21 protein-coding genes are annotated in these 26,109 nt (G+C 58.8%); 10 read left to right on the top strand and 11 right to left on the bottom strand.

Features of this window, described 5'->3' with window-relative positions:
- Positions 1-91: 91 nt before the first annotated feature.
- The 7 genes from sucB to MHY24_RS02255 all read left to right on the top strand — a co-directional run bounded on the left by sucB (position 92) and on the right by MHY24_RS02255 (position 9,760).
- On the top strand, positions 92-2,137 hold the full coding sequence (gene sucB, locus MHY24_RS02225) for a 2-oxoglutarate dehydrogenase, E2 component, dihydrolipoamide succinyltransferase (protein WP_239228201.1): 2,046 nt from the start codon (positions 92-94) through the stop codon (positions 2,135-2,137).
- A 293-nt stretch (positions 2,138-2,430) separates the two neighbouring features.
- A complete protein-coding gene (gene gcvP, locus MHY24_RS02230; RefSeq protein ID WP_239228202.1) occupies positions 2,431-5,274 on the top strand; it encodes an aminomethyl-transferring glycine dehydrogenase in 2,844 nt (947 codons plus the stop codon).
- Positions 5,275-5,276: 2 nt separating this feature from the next.
- The gene (gene gcvT, locus MHY24_RS02235; protein ID WP_239228203.1) at positions 5,277-6,389 is read left to right on the top strand and encodes a glycine cleavage system aminomethyltransferase GcvT; all 1,113 of its coding nucleotides are present in this window, start codon (positions 5,277-5,279) and stop codon (positions 6,387-6,389) included.
- Positions 6,390-6,425: 36 nt separating this feature from the next.
- Positions 6,426-6,818: a glycine cleavage system protein GcvH gene (gcvH, locus tag MHY24_RS02240; RefSeq protein ID WP_239228204.1), complete on the top strand. Its 393-nt coding sequence runs from the start codon at positions 6,426-6,428 to the stop codon at positions 6,816-6,818.
- A gap of 80 nt (positions 6,819-6,898) precedes the next feature.
- Positions 6,899-7,702 carry a lipoyl(octanoyl) transferase LipB gene (gene lipB, locus MHY24_RS02245; RefSeq protein WP_239228205.1) on the top strand — a complete coding sequence of 268 codons (804 nt, stop codon included), beginning with the start codon at positions 6,899-6,901 and terminating at the stop codon, positions 7,700-7,702.
- Between the two features lie 126 nt (positions 7,703-7,828).
- A complete protein-coding gene (gene lipA / locus MHY24_RS02250; RefSeq protein ID WP_005327094.1) occupies positions 7,829-8,893 on the top strand; it encodes a lipoyl synthase in 1,065 nt (354 codons plus the stop codon).
- An 81-nt stretch (positions 8,894-8,974) separates the two neighbouring features.
- Positions 8,975-9,760, top strand: a complete 786-nt coding sequence (locus MHY24_RS02255; RefSeq protein ID WP_204608280.1) for a DUF4191 domain-containing protein — start codon at positions 8,975-8,977, stop codon at positions 9,758-9,760.
- A 74-nt stretch (positions 9,761-9,834) separates the two neighbouring features.
- Here the strand turns inward: MHY24_RS02255 and MHY24_RS02260 are convergent, their stop codons facing one another.
- Positions 9,835-10,308, bottom strand: a complete 474-nt coding sequence (locus MHY24_RS02260) for an RDD family protein (protein WP_239228206.1) — start codon at positions 10,306-10,308, stop codon at positions 9,835-9,837.
- 118 nt (positions 10,309-10,426) lie between these two features.
- Between MHY24_RS02260 and glnA the strand changes: the two genes are divergently transcribed.
- From glnA to MHY24_RS02275, 3 genes are all read left to right on the top strand, one after another.
- On the top strand, positions 10,427-11,860 hold the full coding sequence (gene glnA / locus MHY24_RS02265; protein WP_239228207.1) for a type I glutamate--ammonia ligase: 1,434 nt from the start codon (positions 10,427-10,429) through the stop codon (positions 11,858-11,860).
- A 235-nt stretch (positions 11,861-12,095) separates the two neighbouring features.
- Complete coding sequence (locus MHY24_RS02270) at positions 12,096-12,290, top strand: hypothetical protein (protein ID WP_239228208.1); 195 nt, start codon at positions 12,096-12,098, stop codon at positions 12,288-12,290.
- Between the two features lie 32 nt (positions 12,291-12,322).
- On the top strand, positions 12,323-12,631 hold the full coding sequence (locus MHY24_RS02275) for a hypothetical protein (RefSeq protein ID WP_239228209.1): 309 nt from the start codon (positions 12,323-12,325) through the stop codon (positions 12,629-12,631).
- A gap of 43 nt (positions 12,632-12,674) precedes the next feature.
- Here the strand turns inward: MHY24_RS02275 and MHY24_RS02280 are convergent, their stop codons facing one another.
- From MHY24_RS02280 to MHY24_RS02325, 10 genes are all read right to left on the bottom strand, one after another.
- Positions 12,675-13,031, bottom strand: coding sequence for a hypothetical protein (locus MHY24_RS02280; RefSeq protein ID WP_239228210.1), 357 nt, complete (start codon positions 13,029-13,031; stop codon positions 12,675-12,677).
- Between the two features lie 5 nt (positions 13,032-13,036).
- A complete protein-coding gene (locus MHY24_RS02285) occupies positions 13,037-13,309 on the bottom strand; it encodes a hypothetical protein (RefSeq protein ID WP_239228211.1) in 273 nt (90 codons plus the stop codon).
- A 158-nt stretch (positions 13,310-13,467) separates the two neighbouring features.
- Positions 13,468-13,800 (bottom strand): hypothetical protein, encoded by a 333-nt coding sequence (locus tag MHY24_RS02290; protein ID WP_239228212.1) that lies wholly within the window; start codon positions 13,798-13,800, stop codon positions 13,468-13,470.
- Positions 13,800-15,215: a peptidoglycan DD-metalloendopeptidase family protein gene (locus MHY24_RS02295; protein WP_239228213.1), complete on the bottom strand. Its 1,416-nt coding sequence runs from the start codon at positions 15,213-15,215 to the stop codon at positions 13,800-13,802. The genes MHY24_RS02290 and MHY24_RS02295 overlap by 1 nt, the downstream gene beginning before the upstream one ends.
- A 420-nt stretch (positions 15,216-15,635) precedes the next feature.
- On the bottom strand, positions 15,636-17,843 hold the full coding sequence (locus tag MHY24_RS12130; RefSeq protein WP_239228214.1) for a M14 family zinc carboxypeptidase: 2,208 nt from the start codon (positions 17,841-17,843) through the stop codon (positions 15,636-15,638).
- 5 nt (positions 17,844-17,848) lie between these two features.
- Entirely contained in the window at positions 17,849-18,178 is a 330-nt protein-coding gene (locus tag MHY24_RS02305; RefSeq protein ID WP_239228215.1) for a hypothetical protein, read from the bottom strand.
- A complete protein-coding gene (locus MHY24_RS02310) occupies positions 18,168-18,761 on the bottom strand; it encodes a hypothetical protein (protein ID WP_239228216.1) in 594 nt (197 codons plus the stop codon). Before MHY24_RS02310 ends, MHY24_RS02305 begins: the two co-directional genes overlap by 11 nt.
- On the bottom strand, positions 18,762-20,396 hold the full coding sequence (locus tag MHY24_RS02315; RefSeq protein WP_239228217.1) for a hypothetical protein: 1,635 nt from the start codon (positions 20,394-20,396) through the stop codon (positions 18,762-18,764). It lies immediately after the preceding gene.
- A gap of 3 nt (positions 20,397-20,399) precedes the next feature.
- Entirely contained in the window at positions 20,400-21,248 is an 849-nt protein-coding gene (locus tag MHY24_RS02320) for a hypothetical protein (protein ID WP_239228218.1), read from the bottom strand.
- Complete coding sequence (locus tag MHY24_RS02325; RefSeq protein ID WP_239228219.1) at positions 21,249-26,099, bottom strand: tape measure protein; 4,851 nt, start codon at positions 26,097-26,099, stop codon at positions 21,249-21,251.
- Positions 26,100-26,109: the final 10 nt, after the last annotated feature.

Raw genomic sequence — 26,109 nt, forward strand, 5'->3', positions numbered from 1 at the left:
TAACCCCACATCTGCACGAGGGTGAGCATCACGCTGTAAGATTGTCGGGTAGCGATAGAACACTTCCAACTTTCGAGGAGTCTTATAACTCATGGCGAACTCCGTTGAGATGCCCGAGCTGGGCGAATCCGTAACCGAAGGCACCATCACGCAGTGGCTCAAGTCCGTCGGCGATACCGTCGAGGTCGACGAACCATTGCTCGAGGTCTCCACCGATAAGGTCGATACTGAAATCCCCTCCCCCGTAGCCGGCACCATTATTGAAATTAAGGCTGACGAGGATGACACCATCGAGGTTGGCGAAGTCATCGCCATCATCGGTGACGAGGATGAGGCAGGCTCCGCATCCAACGACTCCTCCGCTGATAAGGGCGAGGAAGAAGCAGAAGAAAAGAAGGAAGAGCCGAAGGCTGACTCCTCCAACGGCGGCTCCGGCGACGCAGCCGACGTGGAAATGCCAGAACTCGGCGAATCCGTCACCGAGGGCACCATCACCCAGTGGCTGAAGTCCGTTGGCGATACCGTCGAGGTAGACGAACCGCTGCTCGAGGTCTCCACCGACAAGGTCGATACTGAAATTCCTTCCCCAGTAGCAGGCACCCTGGTAGAAATCCTCGCCGACGAGGACGACACCATCGAGGTCGGCGAAGTCATCGCCCGCATCGGCGACGAAAACGCCACCGCATCCTCCTCCGAGGCCAAGCCAGAGCCACAGGAAGAAAAGAAGGAAGAGCCGAAGGCCGAAGAAAAGGAAGACAAGAAGGCTGACTCCTCCAACGGCGGCTCCGGCGACGCAGCCGACGTGGAAATGCCAGAACTCGGCGAATCCGTCACCGAAGGCACCATCACCCAGTGGCTGAAGTCCGTTGGCGATACCGTCGAGGTAGACGAACCGCTGCTCGAGGTCTCCACCGACAAGGTCGATACTGAAATTCCTTCCCCAGTAGCAGGCACCCTGGTAGAAATCCTCGCCGACGAGGACGACACCATCGAGGTCGGCGAAATCATCGCCCGCATCGGCGACGAAAACGCCACCGCATCCTCCTCCGAGGCCAAGCCAGAGCCACAGGAAGAAAAGAAGGAAGAGCCCAAGGCCGAAGAAAAGGAAGACAAGAAGCCAGAACCGAAGGCTGAGGAAAAGAAGGAGTCCAAGCAGGATTCCTCCCTGAACACCTCTGCCAAGGTCAACAATGGCGATAACGTTCCTTATGTCACCCCACTGGTACGCAAGCTGGCTGAAAAGCACGGCGTAGACCTCAACACCGTTGAGGGCACCGGCGTCGGCGGCCGTATCCGCAAGCAGGACGTGCTCGCCGCTGCTGGCGAGGGCGATGCACCTGCCAAGTCTGGCGCACAGTCCGATAACTCCCCTCGCGCGCGTTGGTCCACCAAGTCCGTGGATCCGGCCAAGCAGGAGCTCATCGGCACCACCCAGAAGGTCAACCGCATCCGCGAAATCACCGCCGCCAAGATGGTCGAGGCGCTGCAAATTTCTGCGCAGCTTACCCACGTTCAGGAAGTCGACATGACTGCCATCTGGGATATGCGCAAGAAGAACAAGCAGGCGTTCATCGACAAGCACGGTGCCAACCTGTCCTTCCTGCCATTCATCGTGAAGGCTACCGCCGAGGCTCTGGTCTCCCACCCGAACGTCAATGCGTCTTATAACCCAGAGACCAAGGAGATGACCTACCACTCGGACGTCAACATCGCTATCGCCGTTGACACCCCGAAGGGCCTGCTCACCCCGGTCATCCACAAGGCACAGGATATGACCCTGCCGCAGATCGCTCAGCAGATTGCAGAGCTCGCTGATAAGGCCCGCAATAACAAGCTGAAGCCGAACGATCTCACCGGTGCTACCTTCACCGTGACCAACATCGGTTCCGAGGGCGCCATGCTCGATACCCCGATCTTGGTTCCGCCACAGGCCGGCATCCTGGGCACCGCGGCTATTGAAAAGCGCCCGGTCGTTGTCAACGAGAATGGCCAGGACGCCATCGCCATCCGCCAGATGTGCTACCTGCCATTCACCTACGATCACCAGGTAGTTGACGGTGCGGACGCAGGCCGCTTCATCACCACCATCAAGGACCGCCTGCAGACCGCTGACTTCCAGGCAGACCTCGAAGTCTAAAGGTTCTATCGCCGCTTAAAGCCTCTTAGCCCCACTGCGGGGCTAAGAGGCTTTAGCTATGTCTGGGGTGCCAAGTGGGGGTGACGGATCCGAAAACGCCGGACTAATCCATCCCTTTTTATTCGAGGTGTTGGGGGAGACTTGCCCCTAAGCCCATGGTGAGCGCACTGGGTGCAGTTCTATACAGTGACGCGCTGCATAAAAGTTTCCAAAGCGGGATCGGCTCACCCATTGTTAAACATATAATTGGGGCGGTTACAGCCACTGTCCCCCTATTAAGGAGTCTCACTGACATGGAATTCATCTCCCGCCACCTAGGGCCGGATTCTGCGGAGCAGGCCACCATGCTTGCGAAGGTAGGCTACGACAGCGTGGACGCGCTGGTCGATGCCGCCATTCCCTCAAAGATCCGCGCCGCAGAACTGCCTCAGCTTCCTGAGGCACTCTCGGAAGATGAGGCGCAGGCTACATTGCGGGAGTACGCCAACCAGAACACCGTGCTGAAGTCCTTCTACGGACAAGGCTTTTCTGACACCCTCACCCCCGCGGTCATCCGCCGCGGTTTATTGGAAGACGCGGGATGGTACACCGCCTATACCCCATATCAGCCAGAGATCTCCCAGGGTCGTCTTGAAGCGCTGTTGAACTTCCAGACGATGATTGAGTCCCTGACCGGTCTGCCCATCGCCAATGCATCCTTGCTGGATGAGGCCTCCGCCACCGCGGAAGCCGTGGGCCTTATGTCCCGCGCGGTCAAGAAGGGTCGCCGCGTGGTGCTGGATTCTCGCCTGCACCCGCAGGTGCTTACCGTCGCCGCAGAGCGTGCCCGCGCGATTGACCTCGAGGTAGAAATCGTAGACCTGCGCGAAGGCCTCGTGGGCGAGGACCTCATCGGCGCAGTAATCGCCTACACCGGTACCGAGGGCGACATCTTTGACCCCTCCACCATCATCGAGGAGCTGCACACCCGCGGCGCTCTGGCCACCGTGGCCACCGACCCGCTTTCGCTGCTCCTGCTGGAGGCACCTGGCTCGCTGGGCGCCGATATTGTGCTCGGTTCTTCCCAGCGCTTTGGCGTTCCGCTCTTCTTCGGCGGCCCGCACGCTGCCTACATGGCGGTCACAGAAAAGCTCAAGCGCCAGATGCCTGGCCGCATCGTGGGCGTGTCCAAGGACGCGGATGGTCGCCCCGCTTACCGCTTGGCACTGCAGACCCGCGAGCAGCACATTCGCCGCGAACGCGCCACCTCCAATATCTGTACTGCGCAGGCACTGCTAGCCAATGTCGCCTCCATGTATGCCGTCTACCACGGTCCGCAAGGCCTCACGGCCATTGCCCAGCGCGTCCACGCGCTCGCTTCCTCCTTTGCGCAGGCCGTCAAGGATGCCGGAAAGCAACTCGTGTCCGAGGACTTCTTCGATACCGTGACCGTCGCCGGCGTAGACGCCGCCACCATCAAGACTGACCTCCAAAAGGAGGGCTACCTCGTGCGCACCATCGGCGAGGACAAGGTATCGGTGTCCTTTGGTGAGTCGGCGACCAAGGAGGACGTCGCCAAGCTCGCCCAGGCCTTCGGCGCCAAAGCTGCTGAGGCCGACTTTGCCCTGCCGGAGAACCTGCAGCGTGGCGAGGAGCCACTCCAGCACGAGATCTTCAACCGCATCCATTCCGAGACCCAGATGCTGCGCTACCTGCGCAAGCTGGCCGATAAGGACTTGGCGCTCGACCGCACCATGATTCCGCTGGGCTCCTGCACCATGAAGCTCAACCCCACCGCCGCCATGGAGCCGATTTCCTGGCCGGAGTTTGCAGGCATCCACCCCTACGCACCAGAGGAAACGACCGCCGGTTGGCGCGCCTTGGTAGAAGAGATTGAGGGCTGGCTGGCCGAGGTCACTGGTTATGCCAAGGTCTCCATCCAGCCCAATGCCGGCTCCCAGGGCGAGCTGGCGGGTCTTTTGGCCATCCGCCGCTACCACGTAGCCAATGGCGATAACGAGCGCGATGTAGTGCTCATCCCAGCTTCCGCGCACGGTACCAATGCGGCTTCGGCAACGCTGGCTAACCTGCGCGTTGTTGTGGTCAAGACCGCCGAGGATGGCTCTATTGACCTGGCGGATTTGGATGAGAAGATTGCCAAGCACGGCAACCACATCGCCGGCATCATGGTGACCTACCCGTCCACCCACGGTGTCTTTGACCCCGAGGTCCGCGACGTATGCGATAAGGTCCACGCGGTGGGCGGCCAGGTCTACATCGACGGTGCGAATATGAACGCGCTGACCGGCTGGGCCCGCCCAGGCCAGTTCGGCGGCGATGTTTCCCACCTCAACCTGCACAAGACCTTTACCATTCCGCATGGCGGTGGCGGCCCGGGCGTGGGTCCGGTCGCAGTGGCCGAGCACCTCATCCCCTTCCTGCCCACCAACGCCGCGGATCCGCAGCTGGATGCCACCACCGCTACCCCGGTAGGTCAGGGCGTGCCAATTACCAATACCAAGTACGGCTCGGCGGGTGTGCTGCCGATTTCCTGGGCGTACCTAGCTATGACCGGGGCACAGGGACTGGCCCAGGCCTCCGCCCACGCGATTTTGGGCGCGAACTACCTGGCCAAGTCCTTGGAAGATTCCTTCCCTGTGCTCTACACCGGCAACGCTGGCTTGGTTGCGCACGAATGCATCCTGGATCTGCGCGCGCTTACCGACGCCTCCGGGGTCACCGCAGCCGACGTAGCCAAGCGCCTCGTGGACTTTGGTTTCCATGCCCCGACCCTCGCCTTCCCGGTGGCCGGAACCCTCATGGTCGAGCCCACCGAGTCCGAAGACCTGGGCGAGCTGGACCGCTTCATTGAGGCTATGCGCACCATCCGCGCGGAGATCCAAGAGATCATCGACGGCGAGGTTTCCTACGAAGGCTCCGTTATTCACCACGCACCATTTACCGCGGAGTCCATCGGCTCCGATACGTGGGAGTACGCCTTCAGTCGCGAAAAGGCCGCGTGGCCCGTGAAATCCCTGCGTCACAACTACAAGTACTTCCCGCCGATACGCCGCATCGACGAGGCCTACGGCGACCGCAACCTGGTCTGCAGCTGCCCACCACCAGAAGCTTTCGACATCGACGAATCTGAGGAGTAACCATGACCGAACTACTCACCTCCCCGCTTCATACCGAGCACGAAAAACTCGGCGCCACCTTCACGGCCTTCGGCCCGTGGAACATGCCCTTGAAGTACCAGAACGAGCTGGATGAGCACCGCGCGGTGCGCAGCACCGCCGGCCTCTTTGACCTCTCCCACATGGGCGAAATTTGGGTCAACGGCGCCGACGCCGGCAAGTTCTTGTCCTATGCCTTCATCTCCAACTTCGAGCCCCTCAAGGTGGGCAAGGCCAAGTACTCCATGATTACCGCTGAAGACGGCGGTATCATCGATGACCTGATCACCTACCGCTTTGAAGAGGACAAATTCCTCGTCGTCCCGAATGCCGGCAACGCCGATACCGTGTGGGACGAGCTCAATAAGCGCGCCGAGGGCTTTGATGTAACTCTGAAGAACGAGTCCCGTGACGTCGCCATGATCGCCGTCCAGGGCCCTAAGGCCGCAGAAATCCTCGTGCCGCTGGTAGAAGACAATAAGCAGGACGAGGTATATAACCTCGGCTACTACGCCGCCACCATGGGCAAGGTAGCGCGCACCTTCGCCATTATCGCGCGCACCGGCTACACCGGTGAGGATGGCTTCGAGCTCATCGTGTATAACTCCGATGCCCCGCAGCTGTGGGAAGAACTGCTCAAGGCCGGTGAGGAATACGACCTCAAGCCGTGCGGCCTTGCCGCCCGCGATTCCCTGCGCCTCGAGGCCGGCATGCCGCTCTACGGCAACGAGCTCTCTCGCGATATCACCCCGGTAGAGGCGGGCATGGCGCGTGCCTTTGCCAAGAAGGAAGCCGATTTCGTCGGCTCCGAGGTCATCCGCCAGCGCGCCGCCGACGGCCCGCAGGTGGCGATCACCGGCCTCACCTCCACGCAGCGCCGCGCCGCGCGCGCCGGCGCCGAAGTATTCGTGGGAGACAAGAAGGTCGGAACCGTCACCTCCGGCCAGCCTTCCCCCACCCTGGGACACCCAGTTGCCATCGCGCTGCTGGAAACCAGCGCCGAACTCGAGCCCGGCGCCGAAGTCGAAGTAGAGATCCGCGGCAAGCGCTATCCTTTTGAAGTAACCGCGTTGCCGTTCTACAAGCGCGATAAGTAAACATCATCTCAACCAGCCCGAAAGGACTACACCACCATGGCTACCCTTCCACAAGATTTCTCCTACTCCGAAGACCACGAGTGGGTCAACGCCACCGCTGACGCCGTCGCTGGCGCTACCGTGCGCATCGGCATTACCTCCATCGCTGCCGATCGCTTGGGCGAGGTTGTCTTTGCTGAGCTACCGGAGGTGGGCGATACCGTCACCGCCGGCGAGTCCTGTGGCGAGGTGGAATCCACCAAGTCCGTCTCTGACCTCTACTCCCCTGTCACCGGCACCGTCAAGGCTGTCAACGAGGCCGTACACGATGACTACGCCGTCATCAACAACGACCCGTTCGGTGAGGGCTGGCTCTTCGAGGTCGAGGTAGATGAGGCCGGCGAGCTCATGGATGCCGCCGCCTACGCATCCGCTAACGGCCTGGACTAATTCAGCCCCACGCGGGAGGGTGTGCCACGCGCATCCTCCCGCTTTGCTTTGCCCACCGCACCAGAGGAAACTTTGAGGCTATGACTGCACCACGCGATCCATTCTTCCCCGCCGAGCGCTCCATCCGCGCCTCCGATAAGCCACTAGAGGTCCGTTTCCTGGGCCGGATGGACTACCAGGAGGCGTGGGATTACCAGGCCGAGGTAGCGGCCGCCCGCGCCAAGGGCGAGCAAGGCGACGTGGTGCTCGTGGTTGAGCACCCCAATATCTATACCGCCGGCAAGCGCACCCAGCCAGAGGATATGCCCGATAACGGCCTGCCCGTTATCACCGTGGACCGCGGCGGGCGCATCACCTGGCACGGCGAGGGCCAGCTGGTCATCTACCCCATTATCAAGCTGGCAGAGCCTGTCGACGTCGTCGACTATGTCCGCCGCTTGGAGGAAGCCACCATCCAGACGGTTCGCCAGATGGGGGTGACCACCGCAGGGCGCATCGATGGCCGCTCGGGCGTATGGGTCCCCTCCACCACCAAAGCCAAGGATCCGGCTGCCCCGAAGCGCGACCGCAAGATCGCCGCCCTGGGCATCCGCATTACCCGCGGGGTGACCATGCACGGCTTGGCCCTCAATTGCTGCAATACGCTGGAGTACTACGACCACATCGTGGCCTGCGGCATCGATGACGCCGACGTCACCACCCTGTCCCTAGAACTGGGCCACCAGGTCAGCCTCGAGGACGCCACCCAACCGCTGTTGCAAGCGCTGGACGACGCCCTCTCGGGCCGCCTCATCGTTGCCGACCACACCTTCGGCTCAGCCCCGGATCCCACGAAGCTGGCTAATGAAAGGGCACGGGAGAGGCGTCGGCAAGCGCAGCAGTAGCCCTCGTTCGGGGCTGGCGCGGAATAGGATGTGACTGCGGCGACATATACCTAGAAGAGCTATTAGCCATCACCACCATCAACCGATAAAGTGAGTTTTGTGACTGTAAAGCCTGAAGGACGCAAGATGCTCCGCATTGAAAAGAAGAATGCGGAGTCACCCATCGAACAAAAGCCACGCTGGATTCGCAACCAGGTCCGCACCGGCCCGGGCTACGAGGACATGAAGTCCCGCGTGGCCGGCGCTTCCCTGCACACCGTGTGCCAAGAGGCAGGCTGCCCGAATATCCACGAGTGCTGGGAATCCCGCGAGGCTACGTTCCTTATCGGTGGCGATAAGTGCACCCGCCGCTGCGACTTCTGTGATATCGCCACCGGCAAGCCGGAAGAACTCGACCGCGACGAACCGCGCCGCGTGGCCGAAAACATCCGGGAAATGGACCTTAACTACACCACCATTACCGGCGTTACCCGCGACGATCTTCCGGATGAGGGCGCATGGCTCTACGCGGAGGTCGTGCGCAAGATTCACGAGCTTAACCCCCATACCGGCGTGGAAAACCTCACCCCGGATTTCTCCGGCAAGCCGGACCTTTTGGAAGAGGTCTTTGAGGCCAAGCCGGAGGTCTTTGCCCATAACCTGGAAACCGTGCCGCGTATCTTTAAGCGCATCCGCCCGGCCTTCCGCTACGAGCGTTCCCTGGACGTTATCCGCCAGGCCCACGACTATGGCCTGATTACCAAGTCCAACCTGATCTTGGGCATGGGCGAGACCGAGGATGAGGTCGAGGAAGCATTGCGTGACCTGCGCTCTGCTGGCTGCGATATCATCACCATCACCCAGTACCTGCGCCCCGGCCCGCGCTTCCACCCGATTGAGCGCTGGGTGCGCCCAGAGGAATTCGTCGCCCACTCCAAGCTGGCCAAGGAGCTCGGCTTCGGCGGCGTCATGTCCGGCCCTCTGGTGCGCTCGTCCTACCGCGCCGGCCGCCTCTACGTGCAGGCCATGGAAAAGCGCGGCTTTGAGCTGCCGGAAAACCTCAAGCACCTGGCCGAGACCTCCCAGGGTGCCACCGCCCAAGAGGCCTCCACCCTGCTGGAGAAGTACGGCCCCTCGGAAGAGACTCCAGTGACCACCCGCATGGCCAAGACCCCGGCTAATGCGAATTCGGCGGCGGCCACCATCCGCTAAACCGAACGTTTTCATAACGGCCTGCGCTTTTCGCGTGGGCCGTTTTAACATTTATGCCCGTTGACCTTTAAAGTAGGAGCCATGGCGAAAGATGACAAGGCAGCACTAAAGGCTGCAAAGAAGCAAGAACGCGCGGCCAAGCGCCAGCAGCGTAAGCAAACCTGGTCCCAAATGTGGCAAGCATTCAATATGCAGCGCAAGCAGGATAAGGCGCTTATCCCCATCATGCTGGGTGCCTTCCTGGGCATGGGCTTGCTCTTCTTCCTCATTGGCATGCTTTTTAGCGGCGAGTGGTTCATGCTCATCCTCGGTTTGGGCATCGGCGCGCTGCTCGCTATGTTCCTCTTCACCCGCCGCCTTGAGCGCGATATGTACAAGCGCGTAGAAGACCAGCCCGGCGCTGCCGGCTGGGCGCTGGAGCAGCAGCTGCGCAATACCGTGGGCATCGTGTGGTCCGTAAAGACCGGTGTGGCCGCTACCCGCCAGCAGGATCTTATCCACCGCGTCATCGGCAATGCCGGCGTCATCTTCGTTTGCGAGGGCAATAAGAACCGCGTACGCCCCACCTTGAACCAGCTTAAGAAGCGTGTAGACAAGATCGCCGGCGGCGTTCCCGTCTACGAGATTTTCGTAGGCAACGGCGAGGACGAGGTTCCCGTATCCAAGCTGCGCAATAAGGTCATGAAGCTGCCGCGCAACTTCAATAAGAACGAAACCTACGAAAACATCCGCCGCATCGAGGCCATGGATTCCATGCCGGGTACCACCCCGGGCATGCCTAAGGGCCCTATGCCCCACCAGGCGCAGAACATGGCCGGCATGAACCGCCGCATGCGCCGTGCCCAGCAGCGCAAGAAGAATAAATAAGCGCCTAAAGCTAATCCCTGCTACACCGTCGGCGGCGTAGCAGGGATTTTCTTATGCCCTTGATAGCAGGCTATCTAGGAGCGAATGACGATGGTGCCGGTGGCGCGGTCGTGCATGCCGCGTCCATCCGCATCAACCATGGCCGCCGGGAAAAGCACACCGGTGAGCACCGTGCGCAGCGCCGCACGCCACAGGCCCACGCGGGCACCGGGGACGTCGAGTCGCGCCACGCCCATACCCAACAGCAACATGCCGGGGGTGCGGGCAAAGAGCCAACCGCAGACAATGCCCATGACTACCCACAGCGCGTAGCCCAAGAAGGCCACCCCGCCCAATTCCGTGGTGAACATGTGGATCAGGTTGGCAATGAGCATGCACACGATCCAGTCAATGGCCACGGCGCCGGCGCGGCGGCCAACGGGCGCCAGTGACCCCGGCCCGGACTCCGGAAGGCCGAGCTTTTCGCCCGGCCAGCGGCCAGGGCCTTCCATGTCATCGTATTCGCCCGGAATATTCGGCCCGTCGAGCCACGTACGCTTATCTGCCATGCTCACCAATCTAGCGGGCACAAAGTGAGATGTGAAACGAGGGGAATCGCGATGCCAACGGTAGGAACCTAGTAGGCTATAGAGAGACAATTCACCGGTCAACAACGAGGAGACAAACGTGTCTTTCGAGACAGTGCAGGACATCGTCCAATTTATTAAGGACGAGGACGTAAAGTTCGTCGATATCCGCTTTACGGACGTCCCAGGCACCGAGCACCACTTTTCCATCCCAGCAGATGAGTTCACCGTAGAAGATGCCGAAAATGGCCTTGCCTTCGACGGCTCCTCTATCCGCGGATTCACCACCATCGATGAATCCGATATGACCCTGCTGCCGGATCCAGCCACCGCGCATATCGATCCGTTCCGCACAGCCAAGACCCTGAACATCAAGTTCTTCGTCCACGACCCATTTACCTTTGAGCCTTTCTCCCGCGACCCACGCAACATCGCGCGCAAGGCAGAAGAGTACCTGCAGTCCACCGGCATTGCCGATACCTGCAACTTTGGCGCTGAGGCCGAGTTCTACCTCTTTGACTCCGTGCGCTTTGGCACCGACGTCCAGCACGGCTTCTACGAGGTGGATTCCGATGAGGGCTGGTGGAACCGCGATAGCGAGACCAACTTCGACGGCACTCCGAACACCGGCTACAAGACCCGCATGAAGGGCGGCTACTTCCCCACCGCGCCGTATGACAAGCACGGTGAGGTTCGCGACGCCATGGTGGAGAACCTGCAAAAGGTTGGCTTCCAAATCGAGCGCTTCCACCACGAGGTCGGCGCCGGCCAGAACGAGATCAACTACCGCTTCAACTCCATGTTGCACGCGGGCGATGACATCCAGACCTTCAAGTACGTGGTGAAGCAGACCGCAGCGCAGTGGGGCAAGACCGCAACCTTCATGCCTAAGCCGCTGGCTGGCGATAATGGTTCCGGCATGCACGCCCACATGTCCCTGTGGAAGGACGGCAAGCCTCTCTTCCACGACGAGGCTGGCTACGCAGGCCTTTCCGATATCGCCCGCTACTACATCGGTGGCATCCTCCACCACGCTGGTGCCGTTCTTGCGTTCACCAACCCGACGCTGAACTCCTACCACCGCCTGGTGCCAGGCTTCGAGGCACCGATTAACCTGGTGTACTCCCAGCGCAACCGCTCGGCCGCTATCCGTATCCCGATTACCGGTTCCAACCCGAAGGCCAAGCGCATCGAGTTCCGCGCACCGGACCCATCCGGCAACCCGTACCTGGGCTTTGCCGCCATGATGATGGCCGGCATTGACGGCGTAAAGAACCGCATCGAGCCGCACGCTCCAGTTGATAAGGACCTCTACGAGCTGCCACCGGCAGAGGCTGAGTCCATCCCGCAGGCGCCGACCTCCCTCGAGGCTTCCCTGAAGGCCCTGCAGGAGGACATGGACTTCCTCACCGAAGGCGATGTCTTCACCGAGGACCTCATCGAGACCTACATCAACTACAAGTACGAGAACGAGATCAACCCGGTTCGCCTGCGTCCTACCCCGCAGGAGTTTGAGATGTACTACGACTGCTAGTTATTGGGCCCTAAGACTGTCCTGCGGTTTCCTTATCACCGCAGGTCACAGTGTTTCGATACTTCCAGCAATTCCGGTAATTACGGGGGCTACAAAGCGAATTGCGGGATTTTTGCGGGATCGGGGGGCGCGATCGCCACAACTTGCCATGTCGTAAACTACGGCATATAATGGTGTTAGACGGCAAGGGGAACCACCCCTGGAAGAGGCCGCACAACCGGAAAGAAAGTCCGAAATGCAGACCATCATCACCACCCTGGGCACCTACACCGGCCCCCACATGTACGCCATCCTCAAAGAGCAGTTTCCCGCTGATGTGACGTTCCGGCGCACCAACACCGCGGGGCAGTGGGGCACCATCGACCGCGTCGTAGGCCGCCAGCACTTCACCCTCGGCACCATCACCGAAGTAAGGACACAAGCCGCATGACCCCGAATGAGTTCCGTATACTACGCACCAGCATGGGCCTAACCTCCCAGGACGTGGCCGACGCCTGTGACGTGAACATACGAACCGCCCAACGCTGGGAAACCACCCACCAGCCCCCGCTCGATGCCGGTGTATGGCTCCAGGACAAGTGGGTGCGGTTCGCAGACTGTATCGACCAAGCCCTACAGATTGCCGAGCAGGCAGAGGCAGAAGGCAAACCTGTGATGCTCACCAACGCGATTACAGGTGAAAGTTTTAGCCGTTCTGAACACACCGCACTCCTAGGGCATATCCATATGGCGTACACGATGGCAGACTTTGATTTCGAGGTTGCCCCCTAAAACGACGAAAAGCCCCCCACCCCGCGCAGGGGTGAGGGTCATCCTAAAAATCATTTTCTAGCTCGTCGGGTATGGGCATTTCAGCGACGCTCTCCGGGTGGCGAATTCTCCACTGCCTAATGTGGTTCACGGCGATAAAGTAGCGGCTTTTCCACACCTCTAGTTTGTCGCGGAGTTCCGCGATTTCGCCCCGCATCTCATTAATGGACTTGTCGCGCTCTTTCAGCTGCTCATTCGTCCACTCACGGATACTATTGGTGAAGGATTCCCACTCGGGGCCTCGTGTTTCTATCTCCGCTTTCTTTTTCTGGCTTTTCTCCGTCAGGTGAGTACCAATGATGGTGCCGAGCACGCCAATCACGCCAACGATGATGGTTGCCAGCGGCCCGTCTACGGGCATGCCCGTCACCTCCCATCGACCAGCTTCATCTCATTGCTTTGTCCGCGTGCGTAAGCGTAAAGGGTCATGGCGGCGATGCCGATATAGCCGAGGGACGACACCCAAGCACGGCCCATATCACCAAAGATGGTGGCGAAAATGAAGCTGAGTGCCCACATGGAATGCAGCCCCACAACAGCCCCCACAGCAGCGGGCACCAACCTCGGCCACTTGACCCCGCACAGGCACAGCGCACCCATGAGAAGCCACACCACAGACCACGACGGTGGGTTAAGCACACTCTCCATAAAGTGCGTAGGCTTCCGCTCAGGGTTCACCAGCAGCGGCGTGTAGGACATGCCACGAGCAATGGAAATACTACCCAGAATCAATAGCCCGGCTGCGTCGGATACGAGCCACCTGGCGGCGCGGAGTTTAAATCTTTCCCAATCCATACTCACTCCCCTGCCGTGGTGGGGCCAGTGTAGACCGGCAGGCTGGTGGGCGCATCCTCCGGCTCAGGCGTGACGGGCTGCTCAATGACTACACCCACAGGTGCTTCGTCGGATTCACGGCCCGTATTCACTGCGGCGAGGGCACCACCAATGAGCGCGGCTAGTCCACCAGTCTGGCCGAGCCAGCCGTCCACCTGCTCGGGGCTGGCGATGCCGAATGCGACGAGGGCAAGGCCCACGGCGGCGACCACGACGTACACGGCTAGGCGTATCCACCATGGGGTGCCGATGACGGCGCGGGGCTTTGGTGCGGGATTGGTGTAGTGCTTGGCCATTAGCGTTCCTCCAGATTCTTTTCAATCTCCACGAGTTGGCGACGGATACTCGCCACCGCATCCGGAAGCGTGAGATTACGGCCTTGGCTATCTTGACCTAGTTGTTCCCAGCCGGGGTAGGAGGCCTCAATATCTACGGTGCCGTCCTCGCGGATAATCTTGTCGCGCCCACCGGTCAGCTGCTGGCGAATGTCCTTAACATCTGAACCCATCGGCTCAGTGATGCGAATATCGACGTAGCGCTTGGTCTCCTCGGTTTTCCGGTCAATATGGTCAAGGATTCTTTGAATGTCAGCCATGCTTAGCTCCTCCTGCTGCTTTCCTGTGAATAGTGCTTTTAGCTGCGCCCTGCTACCCCTGTAGGCGTTGATGTCCACGCTGTACCCGGCCACTTGGGCGTTGGAGCCGTATTGCCACAGGGCGGGCTTCTGATTGCCCAGCGGGTAATCCCATTGCTGGTGCTGGTCGCCGGGGTAAATATCGCGTGGGCGGCCGTGGTGATTCTGCCCGTAAGCAGCCACCCAAAAGGCCCCGAACTCGTGAGAGTCCGGCTCGTGTGGGCTGATACTCCCCTCCCAATACGGGACGTAGGAATAGCAGCCAATCACCCGCACGCCCCGGCGCTCGAACTCAGCCTTGCAGGCGCGGATATGGCCAACGTGCAAACCGGCGTTAGTCTCCACATCAATCCACATCGGGCGCTTCATGTCGCCCATGACCTCCAGCGAGGCCTGTACTTGCTGCGCCACGCTGGTGCCTTCGCTCGGGTTACGCAGGTAGTGGTAAGAAGCTGTCAGCATTCCCGCCCCTTCTGCATCCTCTAGGTGTGAGCGGTAGCAGCGGTCGCGGTGCGTGCCGTCAGTGGTGCGAATAATCGCAAAGCTAATACCCTCACTAGCAGCACGTTTCAGGCTCATTCCGTCCTGGTGCTCACTAACGTCAACGCCGACCAATGTGCCGCCCCGCTTCCCCACAGGGCGGGCAGAAGACTCGCCGGGCTGCGCGGCGTTAGTTAAAAACGGGGCGGGGTCTTGATGAGAACCACCTAATCGCCCCGGCGACCCCCAAACTTCGAAATGGCAGTGAGGGCCGGTGGACTCGCCCTCGTTACCGACCACACCTATCTGTTGGCCTGCGCGTACACGGTCACCGGCCTTAACCAGAATTCCGTCATGCTTGACATGCCCGTAAATGAAGTCCTTGCCGACGCTATCCTGGCAGTCGAGCCATATCCACGAGCCGAAACCGGACACGTTATAGCGCTCCCGGCCCTCCACCACGACACCATCAGCCGCCGCATAAATCGGCGTGCCAATAGGCGCAGCGAAGTCCAGCCCAGCGTGAAACGTGCCCCAGCGTGGCCCATAACCACTAGACACCTGATAGGTGCCCTGTTTCATTGGGTGAGTAACCATAATTACGCCCTCCTTTTGGGCAAAAATTAAAGCGCCCCGAAGTGCGCGTTAGTTTGTAGCGAGGTATTCAATCCGAATCGTAAGCCCCGGTTGCGCTCCTACGACGCGAAGCTGGTCGCCTTTGGATTTCAGCTCCACAACTTCGGATACAGCTCCACCAGCGAGTGTAAGCTCCCCGCGCTGCGGGTCCGCACCATCGTTGAGTAGCCACTGGCGTGTAATTTTCTCCACCGGCGCCAGATAAGTCACCAAAAATAGACCCCGGTAGGAAAGCGAAATACGAGTATCGAGCTCGTCCAACTTCGCCAACGGGTGGTCAGTACGCATTCGCCAGACAGACCACCCAGACGCCGCCGTAGACCCCGTGCCAGTACACACCACAGGGGCTGGGGACAGAGCACCAATTGTTACCGCCATGGGCTACCCCTCGCCCATCGGTAGAGATTTACGCCGAACACCCGCTAGAAGACCCAGACGAATGTGGTTGACCATCGCATCCAACCCCAAGGTCATTGCCCTGGCGCTAAGTTCCTCACCGTCACCACCATCCAACAGTGTGATGTTATTAGTTTCCAAAGTGGAGCCAGGGATACCCACGCCCGCATACGCTCTGCCAAAGGACCCGCCAGTGCATTCACTGACGTAGCCGTAGTAAGTGTCATGGATGGTAATCCAGTCGTAGCGCTGCTTCCAGCGTCGTGACAGTAGGCGGATTAGTGCCTTGTTGACTTCTAGCATCATCGGGTGGGAGTAGATAGCCCACACCTGCCGCCATGGGCTGGATTCCGAGGATGAGAAGTTGTGCATGTCAATGCCGAGGACGGCGCGGTCTTTAACGTCCTGCATGAGTTCCCAGACGGCTTTAGACTCCGGTTCGGACAGTGGAGATTCGCCGGACCACGTTGCCGTATCTGGTTTGGTCTTTTCCCACCCGACAGGGAAGTTTCGGTTCAGGTCAACCTTGTTGCCATTTTTTCGCGGCCACACAGCCGGGTTTCCCCTGCCGTTGAAACCGTAAGGGTTGACCATGGGGATGAATACGAACTCGAAGTTCCACCGCATTGCTTCAATCGCGGGGTATTTATCCCAGTCATTGCACAGGAGCTTTGCGAACTGGTACAAGTTGGACACTACGGATACTTCATGCCCATGCGTGCCGCTCGATAGTACGCAGGTAGGCATTGTGCGTTCCTGGTCGGAAAGTTGGCCGTATTTACGGCCGTGGGTAGGCAAATCAGGCCGCTTAAATGTGTAGGCTACGAGCGGAGTCTTACCATCGGAGGCAGTGCCCAAGGTGCGCTTAGTAATATAGTCCGGGTTTTCGGCCATGAGCTTGTCATACCGGGAGATAACGCCAGCAGCGTCCAACCCTGGGGTGGTAGTGTCAGCCGGCATATCGGGGCTTTGGAACTCGTGGGTTAACCCGTCAGTGTCTACCGCGAAGTGTGTGATGTCCGCTGCAGAATCTACTGCGGCGGCATCCCCGGCCACTTTTGTCCATGCGGACCACGTATCGCCAGATTTCGAAGCCAGCCATAGTGCTGGTTTCTGGCCTGAATTGTCTTGTGCCTGGAAAAGGGCGGTCTTGCCTGACGAAATGTACTGGATGAGCAACGTGCCGAAGTTTTCCGGCAAGCCTAACGCTGTAGAGATGTTGCCGCTGCCGACGCCCCAATTGCCTGGCGCTAGCTCATCAATGGATTTTACGCTGGAGTCGATGAGTCCCCGGTAAAACGGCCCACCGGCTACCTCAACCCATTCACTCCATCCAGAAATGTAGGTGCGAACAAATACTCGTCCGCTGTCAGTAGACCTAACCGTTTGCATGATCTGGCTAGGCGCGTTCTCATTAAGGCGGCTGACTGTAACAGTTACGCGCCCGCCCTCAACGGGATACTTATTCTTCTTTGTGGCGCTCTTGCCAGTAGGCTGGACATAATACCCAGTTTCCGTAACTGTATCTAGGCTCTCCTCGCCGAGGTTTACCGGCTTATAATCATCGGCGTCCAAACGCTGCCACGGAAGCCACTCACCCCCACCAGAGCGGGCACGGTGCCAAATACCGAACTCATCATAGGAAATAAACGTCTGTGACTTATACCTATCAGACGCGGAAGCGGGGTCCGGGTTATGGACATAAAGCACGCCCGCAAAGCGGATAGGGTCATTCTTATCATCATACGTGCCCTGATTGCGTACATAAGTGGAGCGCGTAGTCAGCGTATCCCAGTCCGTACCGGAAGGGATTTCCCCCGGCGCTACCGCCTCATCAACAGCTTTCTTCGCATAATCGTCGATGACGCCGCGTCCATCTTTCAGCAAGGCGATGAAGTCTAGGAGGCCGGGGATGCCAGCGGCGTTTGCCATTGCCTGCACGATGGTGGTGAATCCCTCAGCGGCGGAGATAGGTACAGAATCAGACCAGCCGCTACCTTCAAGGTATAGCCAAGCTGGCCCTGGTTCGACGGTGATGGTGAAGGTTCCGTCCGTATCTACGCGGCGCGGAGACGAAGTGATAATCGAATTGCTACCTGCGCGGTAGACAGGCGCTTTGACTGACACTACTACTTCGCCTTCGGGTGGGTTTCCAGTAACGTCGGTGATTTTTCCGGTGAGGTTAATTGCCACGGGTTTTATCCTTTCTCTACCTTGCCGGTGGTGATGTTGATGAGTGCCCATCCTGGTTTAAGGGCGGGTTTTGTCCCGGTGCCGTCCCACCACAAAAGCAGTGGGTATCCGGTGAGGTCGGGTGAGGTGGATTGCTTTTCTAGAGCGGCTACCCGCTTAGAAAGGTCGGAAGTTCCTTTGTTTGCGGAGTCGGCTTGTGCGGCGATTTGGGCAAAGGCTTTACCGGCTTCATTACCGGTGTGCTCGGCATCGGAAACTATGCTTGTCGCGTCTGTGCGCCCATCAACCGTGTAGTTCTTCTCCACACCATCGCCGGAATTTGGGTTAATGCCCATCGTCTAGCTCCTCTATTGCTTTCAGGCGCTCTAGACGCATGGCTTCGGCGGCAAGCTGGGAAAGCTCCAAAGCGCTAAGCCCGTCGAGCGTCTTTGGTGCCGGTGTGGTGGACTCGGCACGTGCCCGCTTCTGGGTAATGGGTATCCACGCGACCTGCTCGCCCGGTGTTCCCGTACCGCCTAGTGGGTCGAGTTTCACCGCCGGGCCAAGCGCCAAAGTCACGTCATACAGGCCGGGCTTCGTGAACTTGCCTGTGAGGGTGCCGTTGTGGCGGTGTAGCTCAATACCGGGCGGCAGGTGCCCATCTATGATGCACACACCACGCTTATCAGCACCCGGAATCTGAAAGTCCAACTCTTCGCCCACCGTGGCGCGCTCGCGGTCACTATCAGTGTCGAAATCAACCGCCCACCCAAGCGTGATGGTCTCCGCCTCTCCCACCTGGAAGCGAGCACCTAACTCGTCGAAAATATGGCGTGCCACAGCAGACTCGCGTCCCTCCGGCACAACACCTAGAAACAGGCCCGCGTACGGGTGTTCCGACTCCGGCACCTGCGTCGGCACAATGTAGCGGTAATCCATCTATCCTCCCTTTGTCACGGCCAGTCGGCCAATCACAGCACGAACATTCTCTTTATTCGCCTGGTACAGCTCACCCGGCGACGCCAACGACGCATAATCGCCAATACGCAACTGCCAGCCGACCTCATTGCCGGGCTTAGAAGTCCACGTCAACCCAGACACGTAAGCGGCCCACACCACGCCCCACGCGGTCACACCGATGGTGTCGCCCAGGTCAAAGTCACGCCCTGGTAGGTACGGGTCGGGGTTGTCGATGGAGAACTCGGCGCTGATGCCGCCCTCCGTCTCCTGCTTCGCCTGCCAAGCCTTCTGCAAAGACTCCACCGTGTTGGCTTCACCTGTCTTTGAGATAGCCGTGAAACGAGACCGGCCATAATGAAACTGGCGATTCTTGTCCACGTACTCGTTGAGGACAAACAGGCGGTCAGCGGACATCTCCGCCAACAATTCGCCGCCGCCCTTAATCACCTCGGCAATAGGAGCACCAACCCACGGGATTGCGGCCACCGCCGCAGCAAACGCGGTCTTAATACCAATATTCGCCGCCTTATTCACGATGTCTGGTGACTTACCACCCACCAGCCAACGGTGGTCCGTGGACTTACGCAGCTTCACATCTGGGGCGTCCATGAGTGTGTAGACCACCCACGGGCGCCGCCCATCACTGTTCCTTATGTCCACGTCCGCAAACTCGGTAGTGGATGTAATGAAATCGTCACTACTAATCGTGCGGCGCAATTGGCGGAAAGCCTGCCCCACGATGCCTGCCGCGCCAGTCACCGTAGCCCTTGGGGCGAAGTCAATAATCGTCGTCGGCAACGAGAGCGTCGTATAGGACGGGAAAGGCTGCGGGTCGCCGGGAAGCCACAACCACGCGAAAGGCTGCACACCAGCCGCCGCCCACGTTGCCTTAAGCAAATCCCACGCGTTATCCCAACGAGCCGACACCACGCACCATTCGGAGCGATTACCAGACATGACCGGCGAGCAAATCACCGGATGCATCGACGGATTAAACCCACGCCACTGCGAGGGGCTAGTGTAGCCCGTCGTCCACGAGAACATACTGTCCAGCAGGCTCGGCTGCTGATAGCCAATGAGATTACGGCCAATCAACTTGCGCGAGACTTTTTCGGCGCTGCCGTCTTGGCGGTCCTCCCACTGCAACTGCACAACCTTAGACCGGTTGGACGGGTCCGCCCACAGTGGCAAGTGCTTCAGGTGCTCCATCGAGTCCACACCCGTGAGTTCCACCTCGGCGGGGTTGCCCTGCGGGTCGCCACCACGCGGATTGATTTCCAGAATGCGGTAGCAACGGCGTTTAAGACCGGGGCGCTCCACGACGACATGCACCGCGCCATGAATAAGCGCGTCCAAACTGCCGCCCTTATCCAAGTTTCGGAGGTCATCGCGCAAAAGATAATCCACCACGGGGTTGACCACACCCGGCGATACCTCACCCGGCAAGGTCATGGACATGTTGCCCACGTCCGCAAAAATGCCACCCCACTCGGCCTCTAGCCAATCCTCAATGTCTAAGACTGGTTCCCAGTTCTTGTCGTACAGGCCGACGTACTGCCCGTGAGCCTGCATGACCGATTCACGGTGGGCTTTATGCTGCGACCAGTCAACCATGTGTCACCTCCACGGGGATAAGTAACGCGGGGTGGCCTCTAGGGTGAGCCCCGCGCCCAGTTGGAAATCATTCTTTGTGTGTGGCTGCAGCGTCTCCCCTACGAGCACGCCGCGCAAAGAAGACCATGTACCCGAATCGACGTTGCCGTTCGCGTCAGTCACCTGGCCTTGCATTCCGCGCTCCAAATCAATCCACCGAGTTCCCGGGCCACTACCCAAACTGACACGCAGACCACTCGGCAAAGTGAAACTGGTTGAGCGGCCGTCCCATTTCAGGCGAAGTTTCGGTGGTAGGTCGCCGGGAACCGTCACAGTGACGTTACCCGTGTATATCCTAGCACCCCCAGACCAGAACCCATCAAGGCACTTATACCGAACACTATCTTCAATAAGACGTGTCCCTGACGGATCTAGCTCAACCTCACCGAAACTCACCAAACGAACACGCGCCTCACGGTTACCACCATCACGCGCCACGACCTTTAACAGACCATCATCGAAATAGGACCACGAATTACGCCAATCACGCAGAGTCTCCATCACCGAATCATCAGGGCCCGGACGAACAACAACATCCAACTCGCCATCAAACGCCGGAACCTTCGACCCAACAACACGAGAACCGTAACGAGTGACAGACTCCGCCGAAGAAAAATCCACCTCGCCGAAGCCGCCACCAAAACCGCTCTCTTTAAGAACCACACGCTGCTCATCCGCTTCCGCGTCAAGCATCGAGTGCAAGATGAACGTCTCACCAGGGCGGTGCGGCGCAGTATAGGTGATTTTGTAGCCAGGCGGGTCCGGTAAATCGAAACCCGAAAAACCGGAACCAAACCTCACAGGATTCACCATCTACATCGCACCTCCCCTAGTAGTCGCAGCAACAGCCACACCAGTACGACGGCGCAGCTTGCCAATCTCCTCCGTATTAATCGTGACCTCACCTTCGACCTTGTCCATGCGCTTACGCAGAACCTCCTGGCCTTCAAGGTTGACTACAAGCGTCATCCCATCATCAGACTTGAGTCCGCCGCGCTTAATGTCGCGCCACTGGTCACCGTTGAATACCGGCTCCGGCTCGTTGGATAGGTTCACGGCAATGCCACCAGGCTTGAGCCAGCCGCCCTGGTCGAATACACCGACCTTGTTTAACAGCTTCTCGGCATTACCCATCTGCTGCCCATAGCGGTCAGGAAAGGCAGAAACCTGAACCTTCTGCGCAGCAGCTCCCGGGTCCATCGCGTGATAGTCGAAGCCCTTGAGCTTGTCGAAGAACATGCCCGCAGAGTCATACGGGGTCATGCGCTGCTTCACCGTTCCCCACGCACCGTTATCACGCTGCTGGAACAGGCCAACAGAGTCGTAATCCGAACCAACAGCATCGTGACGGTACTTCAGCGACTCCGGCACAGCACGGTTCGCCCACATTTTCAGCGGGTTACCCGACTCCACCAACGCCGTCGCCAGACCAATCTTCGCGGCCAGCTTATCCAACCTCATGTCCTTCGCCTTGCGAGCAATCTCACCAGCAAAGAAATCAGGGCCCCACGTCGGACCTTTTTTCTTCTCCGGTTTGGGTGCTGCAAGCTGAGGGTCTTTAGCCATCTTCGCCGGTGACAACGACGTTGCCGCATCGGACTCAATGGCTTGGGCGTTCTTCGCAGCCACGCTGGTGCGCGGCTGCTCCTTCACCTGCTGCGTGGTGACGATACTCTCGCCACTTGGCAGTAGGTCTTTGCCCTTGGTGGTCAGCAACTTCTTGATGGTGGAATCTTTCATGCCGAGCATGTCGAAGATTCCGTCTACCGCGAAGTCCAGGATGGACTGGTCGCCCAGCTCCTTCGCGGCGGTGGCCTTAGCCGCATCCTCCGGGGACAACGCAACCGTGACCGTGTTCTCGCCAGTGCTACCAGTGGTTTCATCGGCACTCACAGAGACGGGCACGCCGTCAATGGTCATGCTTGCGCCGTCCGGGATGGCATTCTGGTCGAGAATTTTGTTCATCTTCGGCGGCTTCGGCGGCTTAATGGTCTTATAGAAGAACGTGTCGAAATAGGAGTCCCACGCGCCAGCAGCACGGCCACCAATCTGACCGTTACCACGGGCGCCGCCCATCTCCACGTTCGTGCCATCAGGCAGCGTACCAGCAGTGTGTCCACCAGCCGGCCCGCCGTTCTTGAAACCGATACGCAGGTCGCCCTTCTTACCGCGACCGCGATGGAACCCGTGCGAGGACAGCCACGCGGCCTCATTGCCAGTAGCAAACTTACGCGGGAACGGATTCAGGCCCACCGCAAACGCGGAAATTGAACTCATGCTGGCTGAGCAGTCACCCCAGTCTGACGAAGCCCATTTGTAAGGGGCCCCTTCAAGTGATCTAGACGCCTGATAGCCCCTAACACGTGCTCCTTCGACGAAGGAACGAATCTCCTTAGCCGTGATTCCGCCGTTGGCGAAGTACTGGGATTTAGACGGCGCTACTTGGGAGGAAGTGCCTGGTTTGACCAGTTCACCCTTTTTGTCCACTACCGACAGGCCGAAAATATCGGCCGTCTTGGCAAGAATCTGTGTAGACCGCTTCCGCTTCGACTTCGCGAGTGGGATGTAGGACTCGCCGCCGGTTTCCGGCTCCGCCCACACACGCCACTCGCCGCCCTTAGCAATCTGCGCTTTATGCTGCTCTTTCGAGCCGCCGTTAGCGTAACGCTCTAGTTTGTCGATGCCGCCGTCAATGTAGGCACGGGTGATACCACCCTCCGCCATGTAGACGCCGCCGTCCATGAAGCCAAGCATGCCGCGAATCTTGTCCGGCATCACCGAACCAATCGCATTACCCACCTGGCCAAACATCGACTTAATACCGTTAATAAGGCCGTTGATGATGTTCTTACCGGCATTCACCAGCCACGAACCAGCCGAAGCAAAAACGCCTTGGACCTTGCCCGGAATCTGGCCGAGCACGCCCATCATCTCGCCAATCTTGTTACGAACCGTGCCAACCATTCGACCAATAGCCTGGCCAAACGACGCGGCAACCTGCTTCGCATTCTCAAAAATGGACCGGAAAAAGTTCATCGCCGAGTTGATAACGCCGTGAACAATGTTGGAAATCGCCTGGCCCATCGCGCTGAAACGATTACGGATATTCGAGAAATTACCCGTGAGCACGTCCGCCAGCAGGCCAGCCGCGTTACGGAAGAAATCCCATGCAGGCTTAATGACGCCATTCCACACGTTGGAGATAAGCGAGCCCATCGTGCGGAACGCGCCGCCAATCACGGCGGTGAAAATCGGCACGACAAACGACGCCACCGACTGAACCACCGACATGAACAGTGCCAGGACGGGCTGAATCGCCCCAGACCACACAGCAGAAATAATCGACCCAACAAACTGAAATGCCGTAGAAATTCCCGAAAAAGCCGCAGACACGACAGAGCCCAAAACTTGGAAGCCCGTCATCATCACGTCAACAATCGGAGCAATCCACGACTGGTAAAACTCACCAAAGCCCTGCGTGAACTCGGCCCACTTCTCCTGCATGCTATTCCAGGCGTTAATCGCCGTGGCCTGCAGAGCAAAAAAGCCAGCCTTAATAAACTCCACAACCGGAGCAATCCACGTCTGGTAGAACTGGCCGAAACCCGTGGTGAACTCTTCCCACTTGGACTTCATAAAGTCCCACGCAGCAACAGCAACATTCTTCAAGTCCACGATGCGGTCGCGGAAGAACGTCAGTGCAGTGAAGATTGGGGAATCCTCACTAATGCCCAAAGCAGCGGCATAGTCAGTCGTGTCACCAGTCTTCAAGAAATCGAGGGCGCCGGAGAAAATCTCCTTCACCCTATCGACCGCGCCAGTAACCTTTTCCACCGTGGCATCCCACGCCCCGGAAATCGTCTCACCAATCTGGGAGAAGACAGGACCAAAAGTAGACTGCACCCAATCCAGACCGGCCTGGAACTTTTCCACTACCCAATCCCAGCCAGCGCCCAGGGCCTCAGTAAACTGTGCCCAGATTTTCTGACCGGTCTCGGTCTTCGCAAAGAACCACGTCAGACCGGCAACTACAGCTGTAATTCCAGTGATGATAAGCCCCATAGGGTTAGCCCTCATCACCGTATTCAAGATGCGCTGCGCCGTAGCTTGCGCCTTCGTCACCGTCGTCCACAATTGAGTGGCCTTCACAGCCTTCATCGCCCACGAGACAAATCCGCCAGCGGCCATAATCTTCTGCTGCAGAACCAACAATTTATAAGCGCCGACGACGGTGCCCACAGACACCGCCAACGAGCTCAACCAGTCAGAATTACGAGAAATCCACTCCCCAACAGACTTCAACGCATCAACGACAGCTTTAATCGCCGGAACCAACTGGTCTTTGAACACGTCAATGGCCACGTACGTAAAATCAGTGATTTTTAGCGCTATATCACCAATGAGCGGACTGATTTCCTCCAGCCCGGCTTTCGCAGCGTTATTAAACGCAGCCTTCATGTTGGTGAGACGGCCCGACGTGGTTTCTGCCATCTTCCCCATCACGCCAGACATTGATTCAACTTCACCAGCCATTCCCGAAGACCCCTCGAGAATGCCCTTAGTCAAAATATCAATGCCCTCGGCAGCATCGACCGCACCCGAGGAAATCTTTTTCTGCATTTCTTCGGTGGTAACACCATACTCATTCGCAAGAATGGTCAGTCCCTGCACACCACCTTCAGCGAGGCTGTTAATGGTATCCATCGAGATTTTTCCGGACGCGGCAGCCTTACCAAACGAGTCAGCCATCGAGTTCAAGGCCTGCTCGCCCTTGCCCGAAGCCGACGCGGCCTCACCCAGAGCAGTAACAATATCGGAGGCTTTCTCAGCCTCTACACCAAAAGCAATCAGGTTCTTACCCGCACCAGCCCACGCATCAAACGAATACGGAGTACGCTGGTTGGACTTCTCCAACTCCCCCATCACCTTTGTGGCTTCCTCGGCCGAACCCATCAGAATGCCCAAAGACGCGGTAGTATCCTCAATCGAGGTAACTTTAGCGAACCCCTCCTGGACTGTGCCTGCAATGCCGGAAAGCCCCGCGAAAGCTGCAGCAACACCACCAATTTTGCCGATACTACGCCCCAGCGTGCCGAAGAAACCGCTGCTCTTCGACTCCGCGGAATCCAACGCATCACCAAACTCATTGGTGGAATTAGACGCAGAATCCTGCGCCTGCTCAAGCTCACGAGTGCGCTGCTCTAGCGACTCCGCAGCCCGCTTGGACTCCGCCATGGCCTTCTCAACGCCACGCTCAGCCTTCTCAACATTCTGTGCGGTAGTTTGAACCTTGGCGCGCTTATTCAGCACGTCGCCTTCGGCTTTAGCGAGCTGTTCTGAAGAAGCCTTACCAGACTTCTTCATCTCAGACAGCTTCGACTCTGCAGCCTCCAGCTGCTTAACCGCCGCCTGAGACTTCAACACCTCAGAGTTACGCTTCGCCTCAGCATCAGCCAACTCCTCCGAGGATTTCTTAACGCGGTAATTCGCCTTCTCGACCTTCGCCGCTGCATTGTCGGTGCCCTTGGAGATGCCCTTCTCGATGGAGTCGCCGGCCTTCTTCGCCGCTTTAGACGCCGGTGCCAAAAGCTGCGATTGCAGTTCCTTGTTAATTCCAGACAACGACACCGTTGTTGGCAAAACTGCATAGCCTGTTGCGCTCATTAGGAAACCT

This window comes from Corynebacterium sp. ACRPQ (assembly GCF_022347225.1).
In the GTDB taxonomy this organism is placed as follows: Bacteria; Actinomycetota; Actinomycetes; order Mycobacteriales; family Mycobacteriaceae; genus Corynebacterium; species Corynebacterium tuberculostearicum_D.

Bases quoted from the DNA above. Each gene is read 5' to 3' on its own strand.
- sucB (WP_239228201.1), top strand. From the start codon at position 92: ATGGCGAACTCCGTTGAGATGCCCGAGCTGGGCGAATCCGTAACCGAA.
- gcvP (WP_239228202.1), top strand. From the start codon at position 2,431: ATGGAATTCATCTCCCGCCACCTAGGGCCGGATTCTGCGGAGCAGGCC.
- gcvT (WP_239228203.1), top strand. From the start codon at position 5,277: ATGACCGAACTACTCACCTCCCCGCTTCATACCGAGCACGAAAAACTC.
- gcvH (WP_239228204.1), top strand. From the start codon at position 6,426: ATGGCTACCCTTCCACAAGATTTCTCCTACTCCGAAGACCACGAGTGG.
- lipB (WP_239228205.1), top strand. From the start codon at position 6,899: ATGACTGCACCACGCGATCCATTCTTCCCCGCCGAGCGCTCCATCCGC.
- lipA (WP_005327094.1), top strand. From the start codon at position 7,829: ATGCTCCGCATTGAAAAGAAGAATGCGGAGTCACCCATCGAACAAAAG.
- MHY24_RS02255 (WP_204608280.1), top strand. From the start codon at position 8,975: ATGGCGAAAGATGACAAGGCAGCACTAAAGGCTGCAAAGAAGCAAGAA.
- MHY24_RS02260 (WP_239228206.1), bottom strand. From the start codon at position 10,308: ATGGCAGATAAGCGTACGTGGCTCGACGGGCCGAATATTCCGGGCGAA.
- MHY24_RS02270 (WP_239228208.1), top strand. From the start codon at position 12,096: ATGCAGACCATCATCACCACCCTGGGCACCTACACCGGCCCCCACATG.
- MHY24_RS02275 (WP_239228209.1), top strand. From the start codon at position 12,323: ATGGGCCTAACCTCCCAGGACGTGGCCGACGCCTGTGACGTGAACATA.
- MHY24_RS02280 (WP_239228210.1), bottom strand. From the start codon at position 13,031: ATGCCCGTAGACGGGCCGCTGGCAACCATCATCGTTGGCGTGATTGGC.
- MHY24_RS02290 (WP_239228212.1), bottom strand. From the start codon at position 13,800: ATGGCCAAGCACTACACCAATCCCGCACCAAAGCCCCGCGCCGTCATC.
- MHY24_RS02295 (WP_239228213.1), bottom strand. From the start codon at position 15,215: ATGGTTACTCACCCAATGAAACAGGGCACCTATCAGGTGTCTAGTGGT.
- MHY24_RS02305 (WP_239228215.1), bottom strand. From the start codon at position 18,178: ATGGGCATTAACCCAAATTCCGGCGATGGTGTGGAGAAGAACTACACG.
- MHY24_RS02310 (WP_239228216.1), bottom strand. From the start codon at position 18,761: ATGGATTACCGCTACATTGTGCCGACGCAGGTGCCGGAGTCGGAACAC.
- MHY24_RS02315 (WP_239228217.1), bottom strand. From the start codon at position 20,396: ATGGTTGACTGGTCGCAGCATAAAGCCCACCGTGAATCGGTCATGCAG.
- MHY24_RS02320 (WP_239228218.1), bottom strand. From the start codon at position 21,248: ATGGTGAATCCTGTGAGGTTTGGTTCCGGTTTTTCGGGTTTCGATTTA.
- MHY24_RS02325 (WP_239228219.1), bottom strand. From the start codon at position 26,099: ATGAGCGCAACAGGCTATGCAGTTTTGCCAACAACGGTGTCGTTGTCT.